This window comes from Nostoc sp. DedSLP03 (assembly GCF_034530815.1).
In the GTDB taxonomy this organism is placed as follows: domain Bacteria; phylum Cyanobacteriota; class Cyanobacteriia; order Cyanobacteriales; family Nostocaceae; genus Nostoc.
Map to the genome: position 1 here is coordinate 71,867 of NZ_JAVRCK010000023.1, position 24,941 is coordinate 96,807.

Here is a 24,941-nt window from a genome sequence, read left to right on the forward strand (position 1 = left end):
CGCTTGCATTATAAAACCCATTAGACCAAAAGTGTTGAATGTTAAGAAAAAACCGATAAAAATAGCCCAAAATATGTTAATTTTTGGGCTAAAGATTAAAGTATATCTATATTTCTGATTTTATTTTGCGTAGCGTGCTTATTGCGGAGCGAGTATAAATTCAGGGCAACTATTGGAGATGCTGTGTTTCGACTCCGCTCAACATAAATTCGCATTCAGACCTTTTTAAATTTTGAATCTTCAATCCAAAATTTAAAATCTAAAATCTAAAATTCGATGATTTTGATTAAGATTTTAATAGACAGTATGAATTTCTCGTCGCTATGTTACGCCTAACAGAAGTAAAGCTCCCGCTCGATCATCCTGAAGATGAGATCGAGACTGCCATCCTCAAAAAGCTGCAAATTACAGATGAAGAATTGATCGGCTATTCCATCTTCAAGCGTAGCTACGATGCCCGTAAGAAAGGAGAGATCGCTCTTGTTTATATACTGGATGTAGAAACAACTCAGGAAACTCATCTACTCAAACGCCTGAAAAAAGATCCTCATGTGATGGTGACTCCAGACATGAGCTATCGCCCAGTGGCAAAAGCACCGAGCAATTTGAAGATTCGCCCCATCGTGATTGGTACTGGGCCTTGTGGCTTATTTGCGGGTTTGATGCTGGCGCAAATGGGCTTTTGTCCGATCGTTTTAGAACGTGGCAAACAAGTCCGCGATCGCACCGCTGATACTTTTGGCTTTTGGAAGAAAAAATCAGATTTCAACCCAGAATCCAATGCCCAGTTTGGCGAAGGTGGTGCGGGTACATTTTCTGATGGCAAACTCTACAGTCAAGTCAAAGATCCTCAGCACTATGGGCGCAAGGTACTAACCGAACTTGTCAATGCCGGAGCCTCACCAGAAATTCTCTATATCAACAAACCGCACATCGGCACCTTCAAACTGGTGGGAATCGTCCAAAGTATGCGTGCCAAAATCGAATCCCTCGGTGGCGAAATTCGCTTTCAAAGCCTAGTGGAAGATATTAACATCGAAAATGGACACGTGCGGGGAGTCACCCTCGCCAGTGGCGAATATATCGCCAGCGATTATGTGGTTCTGGCGGTAGGTCATAGCGCCCGTAATACCTTCCAAATGCTATTTGAACGCGGGGTTTACATCGAGCCGAAACCTTTTTCCATCGGCTTTCGGATCGAACACCCCCAGACTCTCATCGACCAATGTCGTTTCGGTTCTCAGGCGGGTCATAAGCTTTTGGGTGCTGCCGATTACAAACTAGTTCACCACTGTCAAAATGGTCGTTCTGTCTATAGTTTTTGTATGTGTCCGGGGGGCTTGGTGGTTGCAGCTACATCAGAACCGGGGCGAGTCGTCACCAATGGGATGAGCCAATACTCTCGCAATGAGCGCAATGCCAATAGTGCGATCGTTGTGGGCATCACTCCCGAAGATTATCCAGGAAATGCGTTAGCAGGAATTGATTTCCAACGACGCTTGGAAGAACGGGCTTTTGAATTGGGCGGTGGGACTTATGAAGCTCCAGGACAGTTGGTGGGAGACTTTCTCAACCATCGTCCTTCGACAGCATTGGGCACTGTTACACCGTCTTATACACCTGGGGTACACTTGGGCGATTTGAGTCAGAGTTTACCAGATTATGCGATCGCCGCCATTCGTGAAGCCCTTCCCGCTTTTGACAAACAAATTAAAGGATTTGCAATGGACGATGCCGTGTTGACTGGGGTGGAAACCCGCACATCATCACCGATTCGGATTAAACGCCAAGAGGATTATCAAAGTTTAAATACCGTCGGTCTTTATCCAGCTGGTGAAGGCGCGGGATATGCCGGGGGAATCCTTTCGGCTGGTATCGATGGTATCAAGGTAGCGGAGGCGGTGGCTTTAAGTATTTTGAAGAATTGCAATTAGTAAAATCTGAAATAGTGAATGCGATGCCGACGACAGTAAACTACGCAGTCTCAGCATCCGATTTTGAGTTGAGAGGAAGTTTCTAAATGAAGTTGTATTGCAGGTACTATTACAACAATTAACAACTTAATTTAAGTCGAACTTTATTCAGCAAATAGACATATACCTGCTTCTACAACTAATTGGCTTACTGAGTATAGATATTCCTGATTTGTACAGAAATGACTTCTATATTGTACTAGCCCTAATATTTTTTTTAGTCAATGCATTAAGTGCATTTATAATAGCTTGATTTAACTATTGATAAGTTCTGGCAGCTTGCGAACGTAATACGAATTATTTAGCCTTGGGTGTTTTTATTATTATTTGTACTCCCTAAACGTTTACAATTAATTTCATCGCAATCTAACTAATGCCTCACACATTTACAGGTGTGAATTTGCATGTAAACTCCCCATTCACAGGGAACATTAATTTCATGGCAACAGAATTATAGTAATAATGAACAAATTCAAATATTTTTCCATCTTATTTTTATCTATCGTTTTGATGGACGGAGCGACTACAAAGATTTCTGCCCAAGCTGCTGGAACTAAAGTTTTAGTAACGGCTCAAAACGAATCTCTCAACAAATCTGATATTGACAAAGTTATCGCTTTTTACGAATGGGTCTTTTCAGGAAAATTCACTAGCGAGCAGCGTAATGAATATCAGTCAATAAAATTAAATGAGTTTCGCAAAGACCCAGATGGAACTAGAAAAAGCATTGACAATCTAATTTCCAATTATACACAAGCTCTTGCTAAGACCGAAGAGGAACAAAGCCGGATTCGGCAGGCATTTAACGGAGAATTTGTAGGGCAATTACGAAATTTACCGAATGATGCGGAAGCTAAACTTTTGCTGTCTGTTTACGATAGCGCTCACGCGGGCGAAACTGCTTCAAATGATACTGATGATTCATCTGGTAGCGTTGGAGAGATTTCGTCGTTAGTTGGAAAATGGGTTTGGACGCGTACCGGAAACAGTGCTATAAGTACGAATGCTACATATATCGGATCGAACGGTTCGCGTTTCACTTATCAATTTTTGCCGAACGGAACGGTCGAATTTACAGGAATAATGAACGTAATGAACGGCAGCTGCAACCAGCAAATTTTCCAATCTCGAAAAGGAAAAGCCAGTCTGAGCGGCAGTACGATGACAATTAACTGGTCTCCAGCAACTTTCACTCGTGACTTTTCGTGCGACAGAGCGAATAACTACACGAAAACTTTGCCTGCGGAAAACGAAACTTATCAGGTGAAATTCAAAACCGATCTAGGTCAGAAACAGCTTTGTCTGATAAGCAAGGATGAAACCTGTTTCAGCCCGACAAATTAAGCCAAATGACAAAGCCAGCTTTATTTGTTTACTCAAGCAGCTAGATTTGAACGCACCACCAACTAAGCTTGCGGCTCATGTCAATTTTAATATCAAGCCCCACCTAGATACTTTTGAGGTAGGGCTTTTATTTTTATGTCTGGAGTCAATATGCAATCATGTATAAAGCGCGATGGCGTACACGCCCTTTCCGGTAGCGATCGCAGTGTAGAATTTATCCGATTGTTAAAGCTGGTTCTTCACAGAAGTTAAATAGGGCTGACTCAGTTTCTGATTCATCTTCAAATACAGCAGAGATGTACCATTCACAGGGCGAATCATTCGTATATTCAGCCCAAGCAATTGTTACTGTTTCACCCGATGGAATCCCTGAGTCACTCAAGGTAAATGAAGCCCACTCTTCATCATCGACAGATACCCACAACTCTGTAATTGCTTGTTCGGTATCATTGGTAACAGTAAACGTGAATTGGTCTGACATAAATAGCCTTGCCTTTTAGCGATAAATAAATTGCAGTTTGTCAGTCATCGATTATACTGTCACTTTTTTAAAACATTGTCATGCAAACTACCACAATATAGACTCAACAATAGTTTCAAGCTATTTTTGACTAAATTGAAATTTGTTAAAGAGTATTAAAAATATCACAGGTAAGACGCGATAAATCGCGTCTTTACGATCTAACAGAAATATAGGGGTTCCCAATTGCATGGAATACAGACCTAATACCAATTCAAAATTCAAAATTCAAAATTCAAAATTCAAAATTAGGGAAGCTAGACAGAACAAAGGTTTGGGAGTATGTATCTGTCGCATTCTTTTTTAAAATTGGTATAACCCCTCTTTTGTCACTCTGGGGAAATAAAAATTGGAGCTAAATGATCAAACCTAGATTTAGTGGAAAGATTAGCGATCGCAAGCTAATAAGAACCTTCAAACAAGGCTCTACAATTAAAGTCTTATCTGGGCAAGGGTTATAAATTATTCTCTCCCTGAAGTAACAAAAGAGGGATAACAAGAACAGCCCCTTCCTTTCTAGCGTTGGGGAGTAAGATTCAAAGCCTCTCCCCTAAAAGGAGAGAGGAATGGAAGTAAGGTCAAAACTGTACTGCACCCAGGCGATAACCGCTATAGTTGAGAGCGATCGCTTCCCCAAATAGGCGCAGTCAGGGCGTTTCACAGGCTGTCCCTAACTTCTTCGAGCAACTTCTCTAAAAGGGACATGTTAATTCTAATATCAAGCTGCACTTAGATACTTTCGAGGTAGGGCTTTTATTTTTATGTCTGGAGTCAATATGCAATCATGTATCAAGCGCGATCGCAGTGCAGAATTTATTTGATTGTTAAATCTGGTTCTTTACAGAAGTTAAATAGGGCTGACTCCGTTTCTGATTCATCTTCAAATACAGCAGAGATGTACCATTCACAGGGCGAACCATTCGTATATTCAGCCCAAGCAATTGTTGCTGTTTCACCTGCTGGAATCCCTGACTCACCTAAGTTAAATGAAGCCCACTCTTTATCATCTACAGATACCCACAACTCTGTAATTGCCAATTCAGTTTTATTGGTAACGGTAAAGGTGAATTGGTCTGACATAAATAGCCTTGCCTTCTAACGATAAATAAATTGCAGATTGTCAGTCATTGATTATACTGCCACTTGTTTCAAAAGTTGTTACTCTAACTGCCAAAATATAGACTTACAGATAGTTTCAAGTTTGTTTGACTTAATTTAAATTTCTTAAAGAGTATTAAAAATATCACTAATTCAGATTCTGACTTTTCACCGGATGTGCAAAAGGGGAGTTGGTTCGCGTAAATTATTCGCGAACCAAGTTTGATTATTGGCGATATTTAGAGGTTTCTTCGATTAAATCTTTCAAACCTTGGTTAGGTCCATTCTTCATCAAAAATTCACAAAATATATTTCTGCTGTATGTATATCATTTAGAAGAAAGTTTTCTGACGCTCATTGTAATTAAATACGAAGACTTAAATTCTGACAAAATTAATAATTTTGTAATTTTTTCAGTGAAAAAATAATCAAAATTAAGTTCTTTAGAATTTAAAAAATTTTTCTAATTATTTTTCATTGAAAAATAATCAAAATTAAGTCTTTGGGAAAACTATCCAAAATTTACAGTAGGAGACAAAAAATATGTTCTTGAAAAATAGAGCGCTCGTCGCGACTGTTTTTTCAACTATCTTTGCTTTAGGTTTTGTAAGTACAGGAACATCTGTCAAAGCACATGACATACCGCGAAAATTGTCTTGCACAAACAGAACGTTACAGGGTGACTACGCATCTCAAGTTTCTGGTTTTCAAAAACCTGGAGCCACTCCTTTTAATTTGCTCTTTCTAGACAGATTTGATGGAAATGGCAACATACAAGGGATTAAGGGTGCTACCAGTACTGGTGGAAAGGTTGCACAAGATTTATCTGATACTAGCACTTACCAGGTAAATAGTGACTGCACTGTTACTCTATCCTTTCAAAATAAATTTAAATACTTTGGTGTAATTGTTAATAATGGGAAAAAAGTTTTGATTCTAGAAACAGATTCTGGTACGAATATTTCTGGAGTGTTGGAAAAAGTTGATTATTAAGACCTTGAACTAAGACACTCGCATTTTGCAACCCTAGTTAACGCACCCTACTATTTCATCTGACTTTTCCACATCCCGTGAAAAGTCAGATTCAGATTGAATCTATCGAGATAGCCAATGCCATGCAACAGCAGATTTAGGTCGCGGTTTTCACAAACTCCGATAAGACAGCACATCCCCGGTGTCACAAAATTTTCAGGCAATGTATTTTTTACTCAGCAGAAGTAGTTGAGCGCGATCGCCTTAAACATACTACAAAGCGGCAATTTTCTTAATACAACTCATATTTCATTAACTGACAAGGCAGCGTTCCGTTGTACACCGCAATTCGCTGGGATGATTTTAGTCCAATCGATTGAGACAGTTCCTTGTTGCCACTAAGTACAAACGCAGTCCAGCCTTTGAAGCGTTGTTTCAGCACATCGCCCAAAAGTTTGTAAAATGCCCCTAAATCGCTATCTCGCCCCAGTCGTTCGCCATAAGGTGGATTGCAGAATAAAATCCCACTATCTGCGGGGGCGACAACATCAACAAGTTCCATTTGAGAAAACCATACATAGTTATCAACGCCGCAATTTTGAGCATTGTTAATCGCTTGCTCGATTATATTTTCATCGCGATCGCTTCCCCAAATAGGTTCGCTCAGGCTATCAAGTTGGCTGTCCTTAGCTTCTTGGAGGAGTTTTTCTAAAAGGGGCAGGTCAAAATCGAGCCAATTTTCAAATCCAAAGGATTCGCGAAACAGTCCTGGTGCGATATTCAATGCCTTTAAGCAAGCTTCCAGAGGTAAAGTGCCAGATCCACACAGAGGATCGTAGAACATCTGGTTTGGTTGCCAACCCGAAAGTTGAATCAGAGCAGCAGCTAGAGATTCCTTCAGAGGAGCTGCTCCCACCGCAGGGCGGTAGCCTCTACGGTGCAGACTATTTCCCGAACTGTCGAGTTTAACCGTACAACTATCGTGTTCAATATGAACATTAACCCGCACATCTGGGTCGTGAAGCTCTACATTTGAACGCTCGCCCAGATTTTCTTTTTGTTGGTCAACGATCGCATTTTTCACCTGGAGAGATGTGAAGTGGCTGTGGTTGAGGCGATCGTTTTTGCCCGTGACATTCACCGCCAGCGTCATATCTGGCGTCAGATAGTTTTGCCAATCGATAGTTTGGATACCGCGATAGAGATCCTTGGCATCAAGACAAGGAAACTCATGAATATTTACCAAGATGCGGAACGGCAGCCTAGCCCAGAGGTTGACGCGATAAAGTAAAGTGCGATCGCCCTCAAAGGCTACACCGCAAAACCCCGGCTCTACGGAATGGGCACCCAGTTGCTCTAACTCCTGAGCCGCAAGGGTTTCTAATCCGCGAGCAACCGTTGCAAAATACTGATTCATCCTCTAATCCAAAGCATTATCTTCACTGCTCACCCATTGACGCACTTTAGCTTAACTTATATCTTGTAACATTCTCTCTGGTTAAGTCTGCGATTATAACCTTAGTAGGGTAGAGGCAGGAGTCAGAACACAGCAAATATTTTTTCAAAGAGATTATATTTTCTTCAATTTAAGTACTATCTTAAATCAATTAACCCTGCTAATATCAAGCTGAAACAGCATTCAGGCACTTTCCAATACAACCCATCAATAAAAATAGTCAGAGGGAAAAACTGTGAGTTTAGTATCTGATATTATTCTGCTGCAAGACTTAACATCGTCATCTGACGAGAATTTAGTCCAGCTGAAAACCATACTTCCGGCAACGGTAAATCGTTTAACCAACCCGAAGTTAGCAAATATATTTGGTGATGACCTGAAATTTGGTATTGCCTCTTTCAAGGATAAGCCACTTGCGCCTTTTGGGGGTTCCGCTGACTATGTATATCAACCAGAAGTCGCTTTGACAAATAATGTCACAACAATTAAAAACAAAATCTTTAACTTTCAAGCTTTTGGTGGCAATGATGGGCCAGAATCACAATTATTTGCACTGTTGTTCGCAGCTTTAAATAGCGGCAGTCTTGGTTACAGAGTAGGTTCATTTCGTGTTATTCTAATAGCCACCGATGGTACTTATCACGTTGCCGGCGATCGCGCAGCAGTTATTCCCAGTGATACTATTGCCAATAATGGAGATGGAATAGCTGATGCTTTTGAAGATTATCCACAGGTCGGACAAGTAAAAACTGCGCTAGAAGCAAATAACATTATTCCAATTTTTCTAACTACGAGTAATGTTGCAGCCAATTACCAGACACTAGTTACCCAGCTTGGTCGAGGTAGCGTACTGACTCTTGGTTCTACAAGTGAAAATCTTGCTGATGTCATAAAAGAGGCAGTTGCTCGAGCTAGAAATGCGATCGGTACTGATGTCACTACAACCAAGGGAGACGATACCTTTAGTAGAGCGGATTTTTCGGCTGGCGATAAAGTTATTTTTGCTGGGGATGGTGATGACAGTATTTCCCTCTCTGGGGTTATTGGTAATCATTACATTGATGGGGGGGCAGGTTCTGACAGCCTTTTTGGTGGAGCTGGTGCAGACAAAATAGATGGGGGTAGTGGTGACGACAACCTTCTGGGGGGCAGAGGTGATGATATTCTTTTTGGCAGTAGTGGAAAAGATATTCTGAGGGGGAATCAAGGGAACGATTACCTACAGGGAGATAGTGGGGATGACTTATTAGAAGGAGGCGCTGGTGCAGATAAGTTTGCATTTGCAACAGGATCGAAGTTTAATATTAGGGAACTCGGAGTTGATGTTATTAGGAACTTCAATCCTGAGCAAGACAAGATCCAATTATCTAAATCTACCTTTACAGTTCTAAGTAACTCGGTCTTTCCGACTCAATTAGATTCCGCAGACTTTGCCACAGTGACAAACGATACTTTAGCTGCAAGCAGTAGTGCCGCGCTCGTTTATAATAGCGCAAATGGTAGTCTATTTTATAACCCTAATGGTTCGGCGGATGATTTTGCTGAGATTAATTCCGGGGGTAAATTTGCACAATTGGATGCTATTTCTTTTCCGACTCTAACTACCGCTAGTTTTGAGGTAGTTTTGTAAGGTTTGTGTCTGATTTAGAGTCCTGCATTTTGTAACCCATCTACCTGAAAACTGCTTTCACAAAAAAAGAGGCGATCGCCAGGAGCAAATTAAACATTATATTTTCAAGATGCCTCTGCTTACCTCAAACGAATTGAACTGAGATTAATCTATATTTTGCTAAAATCAATCATTGTCTGCCGATAAGCATCTGGCAAACCTGTATCAAAACACTTGCCTTTAACAACATATCCTGTCATTCCCTGTTCCTGACGCAATTGTTCAAGACAAGATGTTAACTGAAATTCCCCTCGTTCTCGCAAATTTTGGTTGATATGTTCTGCGAGAAAGTCAAAAATTTTCGGCGTTAGTAAATATAAGCCAAATATACATAAAAAATTATTTTCTGACATTCCTTCTACACGTAAATGCTGTTGTGCATACTCAATAGTCGGTTTTTCATACAGTTGTGTAACTGACAAAATCGAGTTTAACTCTTGCCAAACTCCTGTTACACACCCAGCTTGATGAATAATTTCTGCTGGCATTGTAGTTAAACCAACAACGTTTTGATTAACTTGTTCGTAAACATCTAAAACTTGACTAGCACAAGATTTTTCGATGTCAGATGCATAAATGTGGTCGCCCAACATGAGCAAAAACGGCTCATTTTGTACCCAATCCTTGGCACAAAATACTGCATGACCATAGCCTAATTGTTCCTCTTGTAACAAAATGGTAATTTTGCTACCTAAATCTTCGAGATATCGGCTATATTCTTGATTTTGTGGTGAAAGTTTCTCTAAAAGTTCTTTTTTAGGTGGGTTTTTCAAGAAATCTGCAAATATTTCTTTGTCATCTGGCTGCACCACAATCCCTATTTCTGTAATTCCAGCACTAATTGCCTCTTCAATAATTGCAAGAATTACAGGTTTTGCCCTACCATCTCGATCGATAATTGGGAAAAGTTCTTTTTTGACAACTTTAGTAGCTGGAAATAAACGAGTACCGAAACCAGCTACCGGAATTATAGCTTTTCTAACTTTATTTTTTTGCATAAACAGTTCGTCAGCCTAACTTTTCAAACAATTCTGCCAACACCACATTAGAAAACAAAAACCCTTGGGGATCAATCAAACGCAACCTTCCCTCTGCAATTTCTACCCAACCTTTTTTAAAATACTCTTGCAAACACCAACAAATTTCTTCCACCTTCTCTTCGCCAAACGCCTCTACCAACGCCGCCAAACTCAAACCTTCTGCCAAACGCAACCCTAACATTAACGTTTCTAACAATATTTCCTTTGGGGGGGTCACATCACAATCAATTACACCGCCAGCTTGCACCCACTGGTAATACTCCTTCGTTTTGCGCGGACGAGTGAAGCGTTTCCCCTGAACATAACTCGCCGCACCCATGCCAAAGCCGTAATAAGGGCGATTTTCCCAGTACACTCGATTATGCCGACATTGATGGCCAGGTTGAGCGTAATTGGAAATTTCATAATGCTCATAACCTGCACTAGTTAAAATCTGCTGACCCATCTGGTACATTTTGACTGTGGCTTCATCTGTGGGTAACGGAGTATCGCCAGGTTTGTAGTAACGACCAAAGGCTGTACCTGGTTCGATGGTAAGATCGTAAATGGAAATGTGAGTGGGTGCGCTCGCTACAGCTTTTTCTAAGGAATCCTGCCATCGATCCAAAGACTGATGCGGCAACCCAGAAATTAAGTCTAAGCTAAATTCGGGAATCTCGACTTGGTGGATTAGTTCCACAGCTGCAAAAATATCGTCAACTGAGTGCGATCGCCCCGCTCTTTGCAATAATTCTGATTGAAAGGCTTGTACGCCCAAACTTACCCGGTTCACGCCTGCACGGCGATAGCCTGCTATGTGGGCTAAATCAAAGGTGCCTGGATCAATTTCCATAGAAATCTCTGCCCCAGACGTAATCCCAAAATGCTTCTGTAGTTCTGTCAGTATCCTTTGTAGCTGCTCTATTGAGAGCAACGAAGGAGTACCACCACCGAAGAAAATTGTCTTCAGAGGTTGACCAAATGCTGGTGTAATGGCAATTTCTTGACATAGCACCTCAACATATTGGGAGATAGTACCAGATGTTTCGCCCCGCAAGCGATCGCCCACAACAGATACCGGGAAATCACAATAAAAACATCGTCGCCTGCAAAAGGGAATATGCACATAAGCAGAACTCGCAATTCCAGAAATACTAAATGTTTTACTCATTTTGAGAAAAGTTTTAAGTTAATCCAACTGCGAATTAGAGGCAATGAAAATCAGGTAAGAATTCAGGAGTCAAAAGTCAAAAGCCAGAATAATTGTCAAATCAAGCGTGTAATGACTTCTTGATTTTATTAAACTTATTAAGTTTAAGTATCAAAGTCTTCTTAATTCTGACTTCTGGATTCTGGATTCTGAATTCTTACAAAATAATTAGTTTATTTACAAGTTTTGGTCTTTTTACAACAAAACAATGAAAAATATTAAGATAAAAACCTTTAGTTATAATAATTGCAGATATTGTCAGCCTAAACCCTTAGTGTAAGTCAATATCGATCGGTTTATCTTACCGATAAAATAAAAAATACTTAACTTTATCGGTTAACACAGTTACAGGAAAACAAGACAACCATGCTTGACGCCATTATTATTTTCTCATTTATCCTAGCAGCGTCGGGAATAGGGTTCTACAGCATTGAACTACTACCCTATGGGGCGCTAGATCAGGTAACGAATCTAGAAGCCTTACGCTTAGTTGTTGCCGTCTTTGCCGCTATTATTGGTGGTGCGATCGGGCTGAGTTTCCAGACGACATATCGTCGCCTAGAATCACAAGTCAAAGAAATGCCTCTAGAAGCGATCTTAACTCGTGCGATCGGCTTAGTGATTGGGCTATTACTAGCCAACCTGATGCTAGCCCCATTATTTTTGCTGCCGATTCCGGCGGATTTTGGATTTATTAAGCCATTGGTGGCAGTTGTCGGTAGTATCATCCTCTCCGTCACTGGCATGAATTTGGCAGATACCCACGGACGAGGCTTATTGCGGTTCATTAATCCCAACACCGTCGAATCATTGGTCGTGGAAGGAACATTAAAACCAGCCAATACCAAAGTTCTAGATACTAGCTGTATTATTGATGGTCGTATTGAAGCCTTACTAGAAACAGGGTTTTTAGAAGGGCAAATTCTCGTACCGCAGTTTGTCTTGCAAGAACTCCAACAAGTAGCGGATGCTAGCAAAGACCAAAAGCGGGTACGCGGAAGGAGAGGACTAGAAATTCTCAACCGCATTAAGGAAGATTATCCCGATCGCATCCTGATTAATGCAGTTGACTACGAAGATATTCCCACAGTGGATGCCAAGTTAGTGCGCTTCGCCCAAGAAATTAGCGGCACACTGCTAACCAACGACTACAACTTGTCTAAAGTCGCCAGTGTTCAAAAAGTACCTGTTTTGAATGTGAATGATTTAGTCAATGCCGTCCGTCCCAGTTATTTACCTGGCGACAACCTGGATTTAAAAATCCTCAAGGAAGGCAAAGAACCCAGTCAAGGCATTGGCTACCTAGATGACGGCACAATGGTAGTTGTTGAAGAAGGTAGCAGTTATGTGGGTGGTGAACTGCGAGTAGTAGTTACCAGTGCTTTACAAACTACAGCAGGAAGAATGATTTTTGCTAAACCCCAAGCTTCAGCATTGGCGTGAAACAATGGGATGTTCAATTCGAGTGACACTTGCTAATCGGTGCAGGTTGACTGCACCGATTATTTATTGATTGGACTCACCAGACTCACTTACCTGTAAATACTGTAACTGCTCAATTGATAACCCTGTCACCTTGGCGATCGCCTCTAATGGCATACCAGTATTAAATAGATTTCTTGCCACTTCGAGTAACGCTTCAGCCTTACCTTCGGCCTTACCTTCGGCCTTGCCTTCAGCTTTACCTTCTTGTAGAATGTCTTGATAAATAGCTGACTCGCGCATCATATCTGACCTCAAAACTCGTTTAATAACCTCTTTATCTAATACTAAACCAGCTAAAATTGCTGTAGAAGCAGCAATATTACTTTGAGTTCTTAATTCTGTAATCCCGTTAATTTCCCGTGCAACTTCGGTAAGTATAACTTCTGGATCGATTGTATTGCTTAATACCGCTAAAGGTAAGAGTCCAGGTGTTCTCAAAAATACTTCTGTAGGTTGTTCCCAAAGTCTGATAACTGCAAATTCATGTCGTGTCCCAGGAATTGTAAATGTATTTTGTTGCACCAAATTTGAATTTGTTTGCTTGAGGTAAATTACGACTTGATGCATTGCTTTGTCTGGAAAGCGGCGATATGCTCGTAATCGATAGTCAATCATCCGAAAAGGAATTTCTGCATCGACTTGGGTTTGAAATTCCAAATGCAATATGCTTTGCTCCGACTGCAACAGAATTAGAGCATCAGCCCGAATGGGTTCGAGAGATAGTTCTTTTGGACTTAGTTCTGTTAAATTAATAGATTCGCCTAATAACCATGTAGCGAAGTCACTGGAGAAGTTCTCAACTAAAAACTTGCAGATATTGTCAAACATCTGAATTAGTGTAGTTGGTGCAGATAAGTTCGCATGATGCTAGAACCTATCTAATACATTGTTTGTATATTGTGTACGACTATATGTCCATAATTCTATCAAACTAAAGTCTGCGGCTACACAAACAAAGTTATAGATTAGCAGGCTAATTATTTTACATCGTTTACACAAACATCATATAACTAAAAGCGACTTTTATTTTAGGGCTGATTTGTTGATTGTGTATATACCAAGTTTCGCAGCGTCGTTTTTTATAATTTATACGGCTTAAAGGTGCTAAGACTGCAAAAGCGTTAATCCCAAAATATACGGTTGCAGTATTGATTATTCTTATACCAAAATCTGCAAACGATCTTCATGTGGTAGACGACTACGAACTGCTGCTATATATTTTGTAAATGGGACAAGATGCTTAACATACGATAATAGTGCTATGCCTTTGTAGTTAAAAATTTTAATAAACCACGAAGGCTTTAAAAAATCACAAAGCCGACTTTTGCAACACAACCGTATTTGATGGCTAAATCAATTGTTTCAACAAAACGGCTCGGCAGCCAGTTAATCCATTGGTTGCTTGAAGAAAACCGACAAGAAAAAAAAGGGTCTTACCGCAAGGAAGAAGCACATCGCCAGCATTCTTGGTGGCAAGTGATGTGCTTAACTGGTGTAGATTATTTCTCTACCCTTGGTTATCAACCTGGGATTGCAGCACTGGCTGCTGGCGCTCTTTCTCCTATAGCTACCTTGATTCTGGTTTTGCTGACGCTGTTTGGAGCGTTGCCAATCTATCGACGCATTGCTGCCGAAAGCCCTCATGGTGAAGGGTCGATCGCAATGTTAGAGCATTTACTTTCCTGGTGGCAAGGCAAATTACTTGTACTGTGCTTACTTGGGTTTGTGGCAACTGACTTTATTATTACAATTACTTTGTCAGCAGCTGATGCCACAGCCCATATCGTCGAAAATCCGCTGACACCACATTGGCTTCACAATCAGACGATCGCAGTTACCCTGATATTAGTTGCATTACTAGGTGCAGTCTTCCTGAAAGGTTTCCGAGAAGCCATTGGGATTGCAGTAGTTTTGGTGGGAGCTTATCTGCTGTTAAACTTCATTGTCGTTGGCGTCGGTGTGTATCAGATATTAAATCACACAGAAACGATCCCGAATTGGCAAACTGCACTTTTTGCACGCCATTCTAACCCTTTGATGCTAATCGGCATCTCTTTGATCATCTTCCCAAAACTCGCGCTGGGATTGTCAGGTTTTGAGACAGGTGTTACCGTTATGCCCCTGGTTAAAGGTAGCAGTAACAGCACTTCGCAGCATCCCAAAGGGCGGATTCGGAATACACGCAAGTTGCTCACCACTGCTGCTGTAATTATGAGCTTCTTTTTGCTTACCACCAGTTTTATAACCACTCTATTAATTCCAGCCGCAGAATTTGCATCGGGGGGCAAAGCTAACGGACGGGCCCTTGCTTATTTAGCACATCTATATCTAGGCAATGCCTTTGGCACAATTTACGATTTAAGTACTATTTCTATTTTGTGGTTTGCAGGTGCATCTGCAATGGCAGGGCTATTAAATATCGTGCCTCGCTACCTACCACGCTATGGTATGGCGCCCAATTGGGCACGAGTAACACGACCTTTGGTGTTAGTCTACACAGCGATCGCTTTTGTTGTCACAATTATCTTTAAAGCAAGTGTAGAAGCCCAAGGTGGGGCTTATGCAACTGGTGTGCTGGTGTTGATCACCTCAGCCGCCTTTGCCGTTACCTTATCAGCCCACCGTCACCGACAGAAGCGGGCCAGACTCGTTTTTGGCATCATTACACTGTTATTTTTATATACCACCATTGTTAATATCATCGAAAGACCAGAAGGGATTAGGATTGCCGGATTCTTTATCGGTGCGATCATTTTTACCTCCCTGGTTTCTCGTGTTTGGCGTTCAACGGAACTGCGAGCAGAGCGAATTGAAATTGACGAACTTGCTAGGCAATTCTTTGCCGAAGATAGCCAGGGAACAATACGACTGATTGCAAATCGCTTGAATACAGGCGATGTCCTAGAGTATTTTATGAAAGAAAAAGAGGTACGCGAAGACAATCATATTCCACTCAACGATCCAGTTCTGTTTCTAGAAATTCATGTATCCGATGCTTCGGAATTTGCAGATGCGATCGTAGTAAAAGGGGTGCAAGTTGGTGATTATCGCATCCTCCGGGCTGAAAGTGCAGCAGTACCAAATGCGATCGCAGCTTTACTACTTTACATTCGCGACCAAACAGGTAAGATTCCCCATGCTTACTTCGGCTGGGTTGAGGGAAATCCCATACAATACCTATTGCGTTTTATCTTGTTTGGCGAAGGTGACATTGCTGTAGTTACCCGTGAAGTACTGCGTCGGGCTGAAAAGAATCCCGAAATGCGACCTGGTATTCATGTTGGGGGTTGATTCAGGAGTAATGAGTAATGAGTGCTGAGTTCTGAGTGCTGTTAGCAAAAAGCTAAAGTTTAGCCCGTGCTGAGTAAATTAAAATCACTCAGCACTGTTTCGTTAACAGAGTTCTTTTTTCTCCTTGTTCCCTTGTATCCTCCTGCCCTTGTCCTATAAAAATGCGGCAAAAAATAAATCAGCGATCGCTATTTCGATCGCAGGTTTTACCTCAAATTGGAAGAAATTGCCTTAAAATTTATGTAAAGATGAGTTGCTCAATCTAAGATTAACTTTAAAATTATTTAACTTTTTAGAATGCCAGACGCAGAAAAGTTCCACAACCAGCTGGCTAATCACAAGCTGCTGCATCGGCAAGTTAGTAAAAAGGCAAATTCTTCGCTAGTAGCCAGTCAAGAAGAAGGAATGGTGCTTCAGTTGCCTGATGGCACTATCCAGGCTTGCAATGCCGCTAGCGATCGCATTTTGGGACTGACCGCCCAACAGCTTGTGGGGCAAAATTTGCTCGATCCCAAGTGGCAATTTATTCATGAAGATGGTTCTCCTTTACTCAGTGAAACTCACCCGACGAGGGTTACTCAAAATACAGGTAAACCTTGCTTAAATGTGGTGTGTGGCTTTTATAAGCCAAATAATGAGCTAGTCTGGCTATTGTTTTCCTCGCAACCTCTGTTTCAAACTGAAGCAAGTAATCTGTATGCGATCGTGACAACTTTTTCGGATATTACAGAATCTAAGCACGCTCAGTCAGAGAAAAACTGTAATTGCGAACAAGATACTCAACGATTTGATGCAAATGAATTTCAAAAACTGTGGGATAGTCATCGTCTGTTTCAACAAATTGCTGGCACTCTTCCGGGGATCATCTACATTTATGACCTAATTGAGCAGCGAAATTCTTACGTTAATTACGAAATTGCTCAAAGTTGGGGCTATACACCAGTAGAAATCCAGGCGATGGGAAAGGAGTTATTTACTCAACTTCTACACCCTGAAGATTTGGCTCGACTCCCTAGCTATTTGGAACAATTTAATTCTGCTTATCAGGGTGAAGTTCTCAGCTTTGAATACCGAATTCGACACGCTAATGGAGAGTGGCGCTGGTTTTGTAGCTATGACACTGTACACAGCAGAACTGCTGATGGATTGCCGCAATATCTTTTGGGGATTGCTTTTGATATTACAGAGCGACGACACATAGAAACTTCTTTGCGGCAAAGTAACGAAAGGTTTGAGCTAGCAGCGGCGGCGGTTAATTGCCTAATCTATGACTGGGAGATTAGCAGAAATACTGTGGAAAGAACTCAGGGTCTAACCCAGGTTTTTGGCTACACCCAACAAGAAACGGAACCGACCTTCGAGTGGTGGCAAGAACGCATTCATCCCGATGACCAACAAAGAGTTAACGACCAATTCATGGCTAGTATGACCAATGGAAACCGTTATCGGATTGAGTATCGCGTACGTCACCAGGATGGCCGCTATTTGTGGGTGGTAGATCAGGGGTTTGCAGTCCGGGATGAAAATGCTCAGGTGGTTAGGGTAGTTGGTGCAAGTACTGATATTACCGAACAGCAAGCTGCTAATTGGGAACGTCAAAAAATTGAAACAAATCTGCGCGAGAGTGAAGAACGGATTCGGTTGGCTACTAATGCTGCTGAACTGGGTATGTGGTTTTGGGATATTACTACTAACGAGGTAATTTGGACAGAGAAATGTTATCAACTGTTTGGAGTGTCCCTAGAAGCCGAAATCAGCTTTGAGATTTTCCTCAACTGTGTACATCCAGAAGACCGCCACTGTATTCATGAAGCGATCGCCCGCTCTCTGGAGGAAAATGTTGAGTGTGACATCGAATACCGCATCCCTTGGTCTGATGGTAGTTTTCATTGGATTGCTGCTAAAGGTCGCGTCTTTTATGATGCCGAGGGTCAGCCAGTACGAATGATGGGTACTACCCAAGATATTACCCGACGCAAACAGGTAGAAAATGATTTGCGCCAGCGTGAAACTCAATTAAGGCGCTTAGTTGATTCCAACATTATTGGCATTATGTTCGCCACTCCTGATTACATTACTGAGGCGAACGAGGCTTTTTTAGAAATGGTGGGTTATACGCGAGAGGAACTATTGACAGGTAAAATACGCAGACAACACATCACTCCACCTGAATATCACACTTTCGATCGGCAGGGACTAGAACAACTTTTAACGGTTGGGCTATTTACTCCCTTTGAAAAAGAATACATTCGTAAGGATGGTTCCCGTATTCCGATACTAATTGGTGGTGCCTTGGTGGAGCGAGATCCCGCATCTTGGATCTGTTTTATTCTTGACTTAACCCCCAGGAAACAATTAGAAAAAGCACTTAGGCAACAAGCAGAGGAACTCAAACAGGCAAACCGGAATAAAGATGAGTTTCTCGCAATCCTCTCCCACGAATTGCGATCGCCCCTCAACCCGATTTTAGGGTGGTCATCGCTACTCAAAAGCCGCAAATTTGATGAAGTGACTACAAATCGTGCTTTAGAAACCATCGAAAGAAATGCTCAATTGCAGATTCAATTAATTGATGAGTTGTTGGATGTCTCCCGAATTATTCGCGGTAAGTTAAACCTGACTTTTGCCACTGTTAACTTAGTAGCTGTAATTGATGCTGCATTAGAAACAGTCCGGTTAATTGCCGAAACCAAATCTATCCAGATTAAAGTACAAGTTGACCCCAATGTTGGTAAAGTGTTAGGCGATTATAATCGCTTACAGCAAGTTGTCGGGAATTTACTCTCGAACGCAGTCAAGTTTACTCCCTCTCGTGGTTCAGTCGAAGTCAGCTTATCATTGAGTAATGAATTAACTTTCCCTTCAGTACTAATTAAAGTTAAAGATACAGGTCAAGGTATTTCTCCAGAGTTTCTACCCCACGTATTTGAATATTTTCGTCAAGCCGATAGCAGCACAACCAGGACATTCGGCGGACTGGGACTGGGATTGGCAATAGTTCGTCACTTAATAGAGTTGCATGGTGGTACTGTAAGAGCAGCCAGTCCAGGAATTGGACAGGGAGCAGTTTTTACTGTCAGACTGCCCGTGATGAAGGAGAGTGGCGGTGCAGAGAAAGCAGCAAAAGCGGGGGAGAAATTTAACTCGTCAGTTCTGCGTGGACTACGGGTATTAATTGTTGATGATGATGTTGACACACGAGAGTTTTTGCACTTCTTGCTACAACAGAATGGGGCGTTGATAACTGCCGCAGCATCAGTAAAAGAGGCGCTGATGATTATATCACAGGCTGTACCTAATTTATTAATCAGTGATTTAGGAATGCCAGAAATGGATGGCTACAGCTTGATTAAGATGCTCAGAGCCATGCCCAAAGAGGAGGGCGGGGGAATTCCGGCGATCGCTCTTACCGCCTATGCAGGAGAAAGCGATCGCGATCGAGTTTTAGCGGCTGGTTTTCAGAAACATATTGCCAAACCAGTACAACCAACTGAATTACTGACCTCAATTGCAGATTTACTAGGGCAAAATCATGGCTAAAACTTGCGAACGGATGTTATCAAAATTGGTGTTGCAGAGAAAGCGGGATGATTTTGCTAGTTTAGCGACGTTCGCGTAGCGTCTCGCAGAGAAGGAGCGTCACCCGAAGGGCGGTTCGTATAATAAATATAAACTAAATGGCAGAAAATCAATTAAGCTTAACACCAGAAAACTCTGATAAAACTTCCAAAATCCTGCCGATAATCATAGTAATAATTGCATTATTAGCTTTATCTTCAACAGCAATATTTATTAAAATCGCTGTTAGAGAAATGAGCGCTGTTGCTACATTATTTAATCGTTTATGGATAGCGACTATTATCTTTGGATTATGGAGTGGAATTAACCAAGTACGGACTAAAATTACAGATGATGAACCTGTATTACCACAGCAGCCTTATCCAATCAAAGAGATAGCGCTTTTAATCGCAGTGGGTCTAGTTCATGTATTAGGTCGATTATCTTGGACTTGGTCACTAACTCAGACTGGTGCAGCTAATGCTAATGCGTTAGGTAGCCTCAATCCGCTATTTACTACTTTAGGAGGATGGCTATTTTTTAATCAAATTTTTGGGCGCAAATTTATCATCGGTCTAATCTTAGCCATAATCGGTGCGATCGCAGTCGGATTTGAAGATTTATTGCGTTCTAATAATAATATTACAGGTGATGCTGTTGCCCTGACATCATCGATATTTTATGCAGCAAACTTTTTACTTATCGAGCAGATCGGCAATAAGTTTTCAACTATTACCATCCTGGTGTGGCGTTGTGCGATCGCAACTTCATTGATGATACCAGTAGTGCTAATCTGGGAAAAACAAGTTTTCCCAGTTACTTTGTCGGGGTGGTTAGTAGTATTTGCGCTAGCTGCTATTTGCGAAGCCTTGGGTCATGGGCTAATTGTATACAGCCTGAAAAATTTTTCATCAGGATTTATCTCTTTACTTTTACTACTCAATCCTGTGATTGTTGCGATTTTTGCTTGGATACTTTTCTCGGAAAACTTGAGTATTTTTAACTTGTTAGGGTTGGCTCTAATTTTAGGGGGTATATATCTAGCAATTTCTAATAAAGAATCTGTGCAATCTAAAATTAATTCCCAAATCCAATCTTCAGCAGAAAATGAATCTTAACATTTTCTCAAATCTGCCTGATGAAATTGAGGAAGCCATTGAGAGCGATGATTTAAGTTTCCTAGTTAGCCCTTTGCAAGCAGCACCTCTATTGGCTGGCTCAGAATTCATACCCTTGGGCGATCAATCTATCTCTCTCAGCATCGGGGGCGGAGACAACTCGACCATCGGGCAGGATAGTGTTGTACATATATCCACCCAGAGTAGTTCCTTCTTGTTTAGCATCCCGGAAGTTAGCACGAATCATGGAAGTTTCCATAGTATTACAGTACCTGATGTTAGCTCCTTGAAAATCAGTTTCATCTAAAACAGTCATACTGAGATCGGCTCCTTCCAGGTTGGCATTTCTGAAAATAGCCCCCCGCAAGTTGGAACGGAAGAAAAGGGTTCCTCTAAGATCAGCCCCTTCGAGATTGATTTCTTCAAGACAAACCTCTTCCAAATTGACTCCACTCAAGTCAACCCCACGAAAATCTCTCTCCCCAGCAGCATAGCGCCTGTACAACTCCTCAGCATCCATACTTTAACGTCCGAATCAATTACTATCTATAAATCCAATACGCTTGAGTTAGCGACAAAAACCATAAACTGCATAGGTTGGATCGCTGCAAGACTTCTATGGCACTACTACTTGAGTAATGCCAATAGTAAGTCGGTTACAGTTTACCAGTGAATACCTTTTGGGCCGGGCCTGTCATGTAAACTCGTTGATCTATTTCTGACCATTCAATTTGCAAGGGGCCACCAGGTAATTCTACAGTGGCAGTGCGATCGCATTTCCCGGTTAGCACACCAGCTACTAAAGAAGCACAAGCACCAGTACCGCAAGCTAAGGTAATTCCAGCACCCCGTTCCCATACCCGCATTTTCAAATAGTCACGACGTACCACTTGAATAAATTCGGTATTTATGCGTTGGGGAAAAACTGGGTGATGCTCAAATTTTGGGCCGATAGTTTCTAACTCAATTGCTGCTGCATCTTCCACAAAGGTAATGCAGTGCGGATTTCCCATATTTACACAGGTGACTTCCCAAGTTTGCCCCGCCACCTCTAATGGCACAGAAATAACTTTTTCTTGGGCGGGTGCAAGAGTGGTAGGAATTTCGCTAGCGAGTAACCTGGGTAAACCCATATCTACTTTAACTTGACCATCAGATAAAAGTTGGGGAGTCATTACACCACCCAAAGTATGAATGCGATATGAGTCTTGATTTCGGGATTCCCCTTCTAAGTCTGCTAGAAAGCCAGCTAAACAGCGAATGCCATTACCACACATTTCTGGTTCAGAACCATCAGAATTAAAAATCCGCATAGTGTAGTCAGTGCCGTTTTCTCCAGGTAGGGCAAAAATTACACCATCAGCACCGATACCAAAGTGGCGATCGCACAACTTGATGGCTTGCTCTGGAGTCACTACAGGCAGAGATGACGAGCGATTGTCAATCAAAATAAAGTCGTTGCCTAGACCATGATACTTAGTAAATTCGATTGCCATTTCTTCAAGGATGAATTATCAAGGATTAGTTACTCTTTATTTTGCCTTGTAGGTTCATCTTTACTAAAAATGCTTACCGAATTTGACACCACTTTACCCAGCATTAGACAAGTCCAAAACCTGATTAAACAAACAACGCCAATAGAGTTAAAGCTGCTGACTGGTGATGTACTCACAGGAAAAGTTTTATGGCAAGATCCACAGTGTATCTCTATTGCGGATGAAAACAGCCAGCAAACCACCGTTTGGAAACAAGCGATCGCCTACATCAAGCCGAAAGTGAGTTAGGAGTCAGGCAGAAACACTACAACCTATCGCCTTATCATTTGCTTCACTCGGATTAAAAATTCAAGCCCACGGCTTAAGCCGTGGGCTTGGAATAAAGATGCCTTGCACTTCGCATCTCGAAGCAATTCTTTATTGTGGGCTTGTATCCCATAATTAAAGTAGTGTATTTTTAATTATTTCATCACTAGACTCAGGTTTTTGCAGCACAAACCCACCGATTGCGTCCTTGTTCTTTAGCTTTATATAAAGCTTTGTCGGCGGCGTTAATTAAATTTTGAGATGAACTGTTATCTGTTGGTTTTTGAATGGCAACACCTAAACTGACGGTCACAAAATATTGAAATCCATTATTATTTTTATGGGGAATCTTTAATTCTTGAATAGATTTTTGAATCAACTTAGTTACTTTAATCGCACCTGATTCGTTCGTATTTGGTAAAATTACAACAAATTCTTCACCACCATAACGAGCTAGTAGATCGGTAGGACGCTTTAATACAGATTGTGCTGCACGAGCAACTTGTATTAAGCATTCATCCCCAGCTAGATGTCCATAAGAATCATTATAATTCTTGAAATAGTCAATATCAAATATAATTAAAGATAAATAATTTTCACTTAGTTTTAGTCGATCCCATTCCTGAACTAAAAACTGATCGAAACAATGACGGTTGGCTATTTGGGTTAGAGCATCTAGCTTACTAAGTTTTTCTAACTGAGAATTTGCTAGTTCTAAAGCATTATTTGCTTGAGCAAGTTGATTAGCTTGAGAGCGGAATTGCTCTAATAATTCAGAATGTTCTAAAGCTACATTAAACTGAGCAGCTAACTGGTGGATAAATTGAATTTCTGACTTTTTCCATTCGCGCGGAAAATAGCACTGATGAACGCATAGTAATCCCCATAAAGTTTTTCCTTTCATTAAAGGTGCAACAATTTGTGCCTTGATTTGAAATTGCTCTAACAGTTGAATGTGGCAATCTTTTAGCCCAGCTTGATAAATATCTGATACTACCTGTATACGCCCTTGGTGATAAGCAACTGCATATTTTTCACCAAAACAATTATCCTTTACCTTGATGGCGATCGTAGAATCGTAGTCAGGCAATACATTCTCGGAGACAAATTCACCAGAGGTATAGTTCGATTCCGGGTCAAATCGAAAGATACTGACGCGATCGCTACGGAGAGCCTTACGAATTTCTCGTACAGTAGTCTTAAACAAGGTATCTATATTCAGAGATTCACGAATTTCAGCAACTAAATTAAACAGAATATCCTGCTGCTGATTTGCTTTATACAGTTCTGCTGCTTTTTGTTCTGCTTGAGCTAAAAATTCTGCTTGTTTAACTGCAAATCCTAACTGCGTCGCAATCTGAGACAAAAACTGAATTTCTAATTGTTTCCATTCATGTGGCTGTGAGTGCTGATAAGCAGCAAGCACTCCCCACAGTTTTTTTCCCACAAAAATTGATGCAGTTGCATAAGCTCGAATATGGAACTGTTGTAAAATTTCTAAATGGCATTGAGATAAGCCTGCTGCGTAAACATCTGAAACAACTAAAGTTTCATTATTACGATACCGTCCACCTTGATTTTCTTGTAGATAAGAGTCATTCCAAACTGTATTTTTTCCTAATGTATCTACATCATCCCATCCAGTCTCTGCAAACTCAAAGTCGCTAACAAATTCTCCACCCCAGTTTTCATAGAAACGATAAACGGCAATCCGTTCGACTCGGAGTAACTTGCAAGTTTCCTTTGTGGTTGTACGAAAAATTGTTTCTAACTCAAGAGAAGCTCGAATTTTACTAATAACTCGGTAAAGCGCCCTTTCTTGCTCTTCTAGCTGCTGAATTTGAACTTGTTTCTCATGGAGTTGAGTTTCTAAATTACTAACACTAGGCTGTCCTAAAAGCTTACAGAGTAAATTAGCAGATGCTCTAGTAATAATACGTAAACTTGTGTACAACATTATAAGTATAATTTCAGTAATATTTTAAAAATGAAAAAATATAGCTACAACGATGTAAAAACGTAGTTTTTCTTAGTTTATAACCATTATCGCGTAAGAAAGTTTCGCGATCGCTTCTCTTCATCTGACTTTTGTCATTAAGTCTTAAAAAGCTTTATCACAAATAATTTGGGATAAAGTACTGTAAATACAGTACAGTAAATATCATTATCGCCAAAGTATCTGATAACTGAAAATATGAGATAAAAAAGTATTGTAAAGACAGAATAAATTTGTAAAAAATAAAACTTAATTCTTAGATAGATTCAGTTAAGGACTTCCAAATAAAAAAATACTCACTCAAAAAACTGGCGAAAAAACTCTCTCCTCCTTATTCCTCTGTGTTCTCTGCGTCTGGAGTAGTTCGTTTATTTGGGTGATTTTTTAAAAAGAAATTACCAGCTAAAGTGGTCGAATCAAGATATCCCAT

Annotated in this window: 19 protein-coding genes; 9 read left to right on the plus strand and 10 right to left on the minus strand. The window is 41.0% G+C overall.

Features of this window, described 5'->3' with window-relative positions; all coding sequences use genetic code 11:
* Positions 1-323 precede the first annotated feature (323 nt).
* Entirely contained in the window at positions 324-1,934 is a 1,611-nt protein-coding gene (locus tag RM368_RS13625; RefSeq protein WP_322694543.1) for an NAD(P)/FAD-dependent oxidoreductase, read from the plus strand.
* A 501-nt stretch (positions 1,935-2,435) separates the two neighbouring features.
* Positions 2,436-3,317: a hypothetical protein gene (locus RM368_RS13630; RefSeq protein ID WP_322694544.1), complete on the plus strand. Its 882-nt coding sequence runs from the start codon at positions 2,436-2,438 to the stop codon at positions 3,315-3,317.
* A 214-nt stretch (positions 3,318-3,531) separates the two neighbouring features.
* On the opposite strand, the gene RM368_RS13635 is transcribed toward RM368_RS13630, so the two are convergent.
* Together RM368_RS13635 and RM368_RS13640 are read right to left on the minus strand one after the other, a co-directional pair.
* Positions 3,532-3,798: a hypothetical protein gene (locus tag RM368_RS13635; protein ID WP_322675413.1), complete on the minus strand. Its 267-nt coding sequence runs from the start codon at positions 3,796-3,798 to the stop codon at positions 3,532-3,534.
* A gap of 852 nt (positions 3,799-4,650) precedes the next feature.
* Positions 4,651-4,917 carry a hypothetical protein gene (locus RM368_RS13640; RefSeq protein WP_322694545.1) on the minus strand — a complete coding sequence of 89 codons (267 nt, stop codon included), beginning with the start codon at positions 4,915-4,917 and terminating at the stop codon, positions 4,651-4,653.
* A 561-nt stretch (positions 4,918-5,478) separates the two neighbouring features.
* On the opposite strand from RM368_RS13640, the gene RM368_RS13645 reads away from it, so the two are divergent.
* A complete protein-coding gene (locus tag RM368_RS13645; RefSeq protein WP_322694546.1) occupies positions 5,479-5,928 on the plus strand; it encodes a hypothetical protein in 450 nt (149 codons plus the stop codon).
* A 50-nt stretch (positions 5,929-5,978) separates the two neighbouring features.
* Here the strand turns inward: RM368_RS13645 and RM368_RS13650 are convergent, their stop codons facing one another.
* Both RM368_RS13650 and RM368_RS13655 read right to left on the minus strand, forming a co-directional pair.
* Positions 5,979-6,131 (minus strand): hypothetical protein, encoded by a 153-nt coding sequence (locus RM368_RS13650; protein ID WP_322694547.1) that lies wholly within the window; start codon positions 6,129-6,131, stop codon positions 5,979-5,981.
* Positions 6,132-6,199: 68 nt separating this feature from the next.
* A complete protein-coding gene (locus RM368_RS13655; RefSeq protein ID WP_322694548.1) occupies positions 6,200-7,324 on the minus strand; it encodes a THUMP domain-containing class I SAM-dependent RNA methyltransferase in 1,125 nt (374 codons plus the stop codon).
* Positions 7,325-7,598: 274 nt separating this feature from the next.
* Between RM368_RS13655 and RM368_RS13660 the strand changes: the two genes are divergently transcribed.
* Positions 7,599-8,993 (plus strand): hypothetical protein, encoded by a 1,395-nt coding sequence (locus tag RM368_RS13660; RefSeq protein WP_322694549.1) that lies wholly within the window; start codon positions 7,599-7,601, stop codon positions 8,991-8,993.
* 149 nt (positions 8,994-9,142) lie between these two features.
* On the opposite strand, the gene RM368_RS13665 is transcribed toward RM368_RS13660, so the two are convergent.
* Positions 9,143-10,030: a UTP--glucose-1-phosphate uridylyltransferase gene (locus RM368_RS13665; protein ID WP_322694550.1), complete on the minus strand. Its 888-nt coding sequence runs from the start codon at positions 10,028-10,030 to the stop codon at positions 9,143-9,145.
* Between the two features lie 10 nt (positions 10,031-10,040).
* Positions 10,041-11,222 carry a radical SAM family heme chaperone HemW gene (gene hemW, locus RM368_RS13670; protein WP_322694551.1) on the minus strand — a complete coding sequence of 394 codons (1,182 nt, stop codon included), beginning with the start codon at positions 11,220-11,222 and terminating at the stop codon, positions 10,041-10,043.
* Positions 11,223-11,627: 405 nt separating this feature from the next.
* On the opposite strand from hemW, the gene RM368_RS13675 reads away from it, so the two are divergent.
* On the plus strand, positions 11,628-12,704 hold the full coding sequence (locus RM368_RS13675; protein WP_322694552.1) for a PIN/TRAM domain-containing protein: 1,077 nt from the start codon (positions 11,628-11,630) through the stop codon (positions 12,702-12,704).
* A gap of 63 nt (positions 12,705-12,767) precedes the next feature.
* Here the strand turns inward: RM368_RS13675 and RM368_RS13680 are convergent, their stop codons facing one another.
* Positions 12,768-13,574, minus strand: coding sequence for an Rpn family recombination-promoting nuclease/putative transposase (locus tag RM368_RS13680; protein ID WP_322694553.1), 807 nt, complete (start codon positions 13,572-13,574; stop codon positions 12,768-12,770).
* Positions 13,575-14,090: 516 nt separating this feature from the next.
* Between RM368_RS13680 and RM368_RS13685 the strand changes: the two genes are divergently transcribed.
* From RM368_RS13685 to RM368_RS13695, 3 genes are all read left to right on the plus strand, one after another.
* Complete coding sequence (locus RM368_RS13685; RefSeq protein WP_322694554.1) at positions 14,091-16,037, plus strand: amino acid transporter; 1,947 nt, start codon at positions 14,091-14,093, stop codon at positions 16,035-16,037.
* 297 nt (positions 16,038-16,334) lie between these two features.
* Positions 16,335-19,577 (plus strand): PAS domain-containing protein, encoded by a 3,243-nt coding sequence (locus RM368_RS13690; protein WP_322694555.1) that lies wholly within the window; start codon positions 16,335-16,337, stop codon positions 19,575-19,577.
* Between the two features lie 137 nt (positions 19,578-19,714).
* Complete coding sequence (locus RM368_RS13695; protein WP_322694556.1) at positions 19,715-20,713, plus strand: DMT family transporter; 999 nt, start codon at positions 19,715-19,717, stop codon at positions 20,711-20,713.
* 100 nt (positions 20,714-20,813) lie between these two features.
* Here the strand turns inward: RM368_RS13695 and RM368_RS13700 are convergent, their stop codons facing one another.
* Together RM368_RS13700 and dapF are read right to left on the minus strand one after the other, a co-directional pair.
* Positions 20,814-21,233, minus strand: coding sequence for a pentapeptide repeat-containing protein (locus tag RM368_RS13700; RefSeq protein ID WP_322694557.1), 420 nt, complete (start codon positions 21,231-21,233; stop codon positions 20,814-20,816).
* Between the two features lie 136 nt (positions 21,234-21,369).
* Positions 21,370-22,209 carry a diaminopimelate epimerase gene (dapF, locus tag RM368_RS13705; protein WP_322694558.1) on the minus strand — a complete coding sequence of 280 codons (840 nt, stop codon included), beginning with the start codon at positions 22,207-22,209 and terminating at the stop codon, positions 21,370-21,372.
* 69 nt (positions 22,210-22,278) lie between these two features.
* Between dapF and RM368_RS13710 the strand changes: the two genes are divergently transcribed.
* Positions 22,279-22,497, plus strand: a complete 219-nt coding sequence (locus tag RM368_RS13710) for an Hfq-related RNA-binding protein (protein WP_322694559.1) — start codon at positions 22,279-22,281, stop codon at positions 22,495-22,497.
* 190 nt (positions 22,498-22,687) lie between these two features.
* On the opposite strand, the gene RM368_RS13715 is transcribed toward RM368_RS13710, so the two are convergent.
* Positions 22,688-24,472, minus strand: coding sequence for a diguanylate cyclase domain-containing protein (locus tag RM368_RS13715; protein WP_322694560.1), 1,785 nt, complete (start codon positions 24,470-24,472; stop codon positions 22,688-22,690).
* Between the last annotated feature and the right edge of the window lie 469 nt (positions 24,473-24,941).

Bases quoted from the DNA above. Each gene is read 5' to 3' on its own strand.
- RM368_RS13625 (WP_322694543.1), top strand. From the start codon at position 324: ATGTTACGCCTAACAGAAGTAAAGCTCCCGCTCGATCATCCTGAAGAT.
- RM368_RS13630 (WP_322694544.1), top strand. From the start codon at position 2,436: ATGAACAAATTCAAATATTTTTCCATCTTATTTTTATCTATCGTTTTG.
- RM368_RS13635 (WP_322675413.1), bottom strand. From the start codon at position 3,798: ATGTCAGACCAATTCACGTTTACTGTTACCAATGATACCGAACAAGCA.
- RM368_RS13640 (WP_322694545.1), bottom strand. From the start codon at position 4,917: ATGTCAGACCAATTCACCTTTACCGTTACCAATAAAACTGAATTGGCA.
- RM368_RS13645 (WP_322694546.1), top strand. From the start codon at position 5,479: ATGTTCTTGAAAAATAGAGCGCTCGTCGCGACTGTTTTTTCAACTATC.
- RM368_RS13655 (WP_322694548.1), bottom strand. From the start codon at position 7,324: ATGAATCAGTATTTTGCAACGGTTGCTCGCGGATTAGAAACCCTTGCG.
- RM368_RS13665 (WP_322694550.1), bottom strand. From the start codon at position 10,030: ATGCAAAAAAATAAAGTTAGAAAAGCTATAATTCCGGTAGCTGGTTTC.
- hemW (WP_322694551.1), bottom strand. From the start codon at position 11,222: ATGAGTAAAACATTTAGTATTTCTGGAATTGCGAGTTCTGCTTATGTG.
- RM368_RS13675 (WP_322694552.1), top strand. From the start codon at position 11,628: ATGCTTGACGCCATTATTATTTTCTCATTTATCCTAGCAGCGTCGGGA.
- RM368_RS13680 (WP_322694553.1), bottom strand. From the start codon at position 13,574: ATGTTTGACAATATCTGCAAGTTTTTAGTTGAGAACTTCTCCAGTGAC.
- RM368_RS13685 (WP_322694554.1), top strand. From the start codon at position 14,091: ATGGCTAAATCAATTGTTTCAACAAAACGGCTCGGCAGCCAGTTAATC.
- RM368_RS13690 (WP_322694555.1), top strand. From the start codon at position 16,335: ATGCCAGACGCAGAAAAGTTCCACAACCAGCTGGCTAATCACAAGCTG.
- RM368_RS13695 (WP_322694556.1), top strand. From the start codon at position 19,715: ATGGCAGAAAATCAATTAAGCTTAACACCAGAAAACTCTGATAAAACT.
- RM368_RS13700 (WP_322694557.1), bottom strand. From the start codon at position 21,233: ATGGATGCTGAGGAGTTGTACAGGCGCTATGCTGCTGGGGAGAGAGAT.
- dapF (WP_322694558.1), bottom strand. From the start codon at position 22,209: ATGGCAATCGAATTTACTAAGTATCATGGTCTAGGCAACGACTTTATT.
- RM368_RS13710 (WP_322694559.1), top strand. From the start codon at position 22,279: ATGCTTACCGAATTTGACACCACTTTACCCAGCATTAGACAAGTCCAA.
- RM368_RS13715 (WP_322694560.1), bottom strand. From the start codon at position 24,472: ATGTTGTACACAAGTTTACGTATTATTACTAGAGCATCTGCTAATTTA.